At 49.0% G+C, this 2,951-nt stretch carries 3 protein-coding genes; 2 read left to right on the top strand and 1 reads right to left on the bottom strand.

Annotated features, from left to right (window positions below):
- Positions 1-764, bottom strand: a 764-nt coding sequence (gene cobS / locus ACLFWI_RS28980) for an adenosylcobinamide-GDP ribazoletransferase (RefSeq protein ID WP_446415809.1), incomplete at its 3' end; no start/stop codon positions are given.
- A 394-nt stretch (positions 765-1,158) separates the two neighbouring features.
- Between cobS and ACLFWI_RS28975 the strand changes: the two genes are divergently transcribed.
- Both ACLFWI_RS28975 and tgt read left to right on the top strand, forming a co-directional pair.
- Positions 1,159-1,611 (top strand): hypothetical protein, encoded by a 453-nt coding sequence (locus ACLFWI_RS28975; RefSeq protein WP_006102097.1) that lies wholly within the window; start codon positions 1,159-1,161, stop codon positions 1,609-1,611.
- Between the two features lie 63 nt (positions 1,612-1,674).
- Positions 1,675-2,817, top strand: coding sequence for a tRNA guanosine(34) transglycosylase Tgt (gene tgt / locus ACLFWI_RS28970; protein ID WP_446415808.1), 1,143 nt, complete (start codon positions 1,675-1,677; stop codon positions 2,815-2,817).
- Positions 2,818-2,951: the final 134 nt, after the last annotated feature.

Below are 2,951 nucleotides of genomic sequence, written 5' to 3'. Positions count from 1 at the left end.
AATAAGGCTTCTGTCCATTCCACCACCGCCCCATAAGTATCCCCGGTATGTCCTCCCAACTGGCGGTAAAACCAGAAGCCGGTCAAAAGCGCGATCGCACATCCTCCTCCGGCGCTAATTACGGCTAACTCCCAATTACCCTCTCTCACGATTAGGGGTAATCCACATACCCCTAGGAGTAAAAATGCCCCCCACAGACTATCAATCGGCACCCGAATCCCTTGTTGATGAAATGCGCCTTTCCCTGTGGGTTTGAGGTACGGATAAATCGAAATTGCCACCACTTGTCCCCAGCGCCCCCATCCGGCTACAGTAATTAATGCCAACCAGCGATGAGTCTCAATATCCGTAAGCGCCGCCATTTTTAGTAAAAGTAGCGCGATCGCCGCCATCGCCCCAAACGCCCCGGTCACGCTATCTGCCATCACCTCCAGCCGTCGCTTCGGATCTTGTACACCTAAGCCATCTGCCGTATCCATCACGCCATCTAGATGTAATCCTCCGGTTAGTGCTACCCAACTCACCACGATAATCCCACTCCGGGTCAAGTTTGGCATCCCCCAGTGTTGCAATACGGCGTCTAGCGCGGCTAAGATAACGCCAATGAATAACCCAACCCCAGGTGCCCAACGGGCAATACGCTCAAAGTCTAATCCCCAACTCATGGGAATGGGGATACAAGTATAAAAGGTGATAGCACCCAACCAAGACTGCCAGGACTTTTGCACCGCTTGCCACATCGATTGCACTCTAAACCACTTCATGGAGAATAATCTAATCTAGAGGGACACAGGTGCAGGTAAGCCCGGAAGCACGGCGATACAGGTGTCACAGAGATATTGAGTGGCTCAGGATTTGGGTTCATAGTTCACTACACAGAAATTTACGTATATTGTCCGATGAATAGCGGGTGAATATTGGGATAGTATGGTTTAGTAACCCTACTGTAATACCCGTAACACTCAAGTATTTCAGATCATAATCCACCGGCACGAGCCCGTGGATGAATTTCTGATTCTTGATTGTCACAGCTTCTGACTTGCCTTTAGCTGGACAGTCGCTAAAATCGAAGCATTAGGTTTTTCAGTCGGGTTTTACACGAATGCCAATACTCTTTGCAAGGCAATATCAGCCCCTTATGCATCATAGGCTTTACCCATGAGTTATCATCAACCTCCACGCCGACTTCCCGCTCCTTGTATCATTGATACGGGCATTATTATCAATAAGCAGGACATGGGACGCCTACTCACTGATTTGGGTCGCGTCCGCTATATTCACACCATCGATAGCAACAAGCAAAGTGAGGGAGAAGGATATGTGCTGGAAGTCTTTGCCGATTCCCGCCGTTCTACCCTGATTGCGAATCAAGCTATCTACATCAATGTCCAGAGTTTTGATTACTTGCAACTGCATCAGACGCCGGAAAAGCAGGCTTATTTTGATTTAGTCCAAGATAACCGTCGGCTCAGGCTGATTCCCCTATCCAACCCTTTACATGAGCAATCGGTGGAAACCCTCAACGCCGAAGCCCTAGAAGCCATGGTCACCCAGGTACTCAATGCCCGGTGGGATGTACAAATTGATGATGAGGGAGAATGTCCGTTCTAAACCACAAATAAAATAGATGATCAGCCACAATAATCAAAGCATGATCATGAACCCTTAACCCCATTGGCTCAAACATACAATTCATTTTCCTTTCAATGTCAGGCATGGTGCAGCCAAACCAAGGCACGCGCCGGATTACTGCACAGTCCCCATGGTCTGATTGAAACGCCCCGGTTTATGCCCGTGGGTACTTTGGCAACGGTCAAAACTCTAACTCCTGCCCAGTTAGAAGCAGCACAAGCCCAAATTATTCTCGCCAATACCTATCATCTGCACTTACAACCCGGAGAAGCGATTGTCCAGCAAGCGGGAGGATTGCATCACTTCATGGGTTGGCATCGCCCAATTTTGACGGATTCGGGCGGCTTTCAAGTTTTTAGCTTAAGTAAATTGCGACAAATTAGCGAAGAGGGTGTGGTTTTTCGTTCGCCTCGGGATGGACGGTTAATTAATCTCACCCCAGAACGGTCTATTGCCATCCAAAATGCGCTAGGGGCGGACATTATTATGGCATTTGATGAATGTCCGCCCTATCCAGCGAGTCGGGCGGAGATTGAGGCGTCATTGGAGAGAACCGATCGCTGGCTGAAGCGCTGTATCAATGCTCACACTCGTGCGGATCAGCAAGCGCTGTTTGGTATCGTTCAGGGCGGTGTGTATCTGGATTTGCGTCGTCAGGCGGCTGAGTCGTTGGTGTCTTTGGATTTACCGGGGTATGCCATTGGTGGGGTGAGTGTAGGGGAACCGGTGGACTTGATCCATGACATCGTGGCGGCGACGGCACCGTATTTACCCGTTGATAAGCCACGTTATCTGATGGGGGTGGGAACTTATCGAGAAATGGCACGGGCGATCGCATCAGGTGTGGATTTATTTGATTGTGTGATTCCCACGCGCTTAGGGCGTCATGGGGCGGCGTTGGTTCAGGGGGAACGCTGGAATTTGAAAAATGCTCGGTTTCGTGAGGATTTTACGGCGTTGGATGCGACTTGTCCTTGTTATTGCTGTCAGAACTTTAGCCGCGCCTACCTGAGTCATCTGGTGCGATCGCGGGAAGTTTTGGGCTTTATGTTAATCTCCCTGCATAATGTGACGGAGTTGATTCGTTTTACCCAAGATATTCGAGAGGCGATTTTACGGGATACCTTTACCACAGATTTTGCCAGATGGCTAGAGGATGAGGTTGAGAGAAATAAAACGATTTGATTTAAGTAGGTGGACACAATTAAAGTTAACGGTTGAGATTAGGGAACTCTTAACAGGGAACTCAGAAGAAGGGCGGGTTTTGTTGAGTGGTTATCGGTAGATAGCAAAATTAAATGGCTAAACCCGCCCCTACA

It is taken from the genome of Coleofasciculus sp. (assembly GCF_046539235.1).
Classification (GTDB): Bacteria; Cyanobacteriota; Cyanobacteriia; order Cyanobacteriales; family Coleofasciculaceae; genus Coleofasciculus.
This window is presented reverse-complemented; position numbering and strand designations above follow the sequence as displayed.

Bases quoted from the DNA above. Each gene is read 5' to 3' on its own strand.
- ACLFWI_RS28975 (WP_006102097.1), top strand. From the start codon at position 1,159: ATGAGTTATCATCAACCTCCACGCCGACTTCCCGCTCCTTGTATCATT.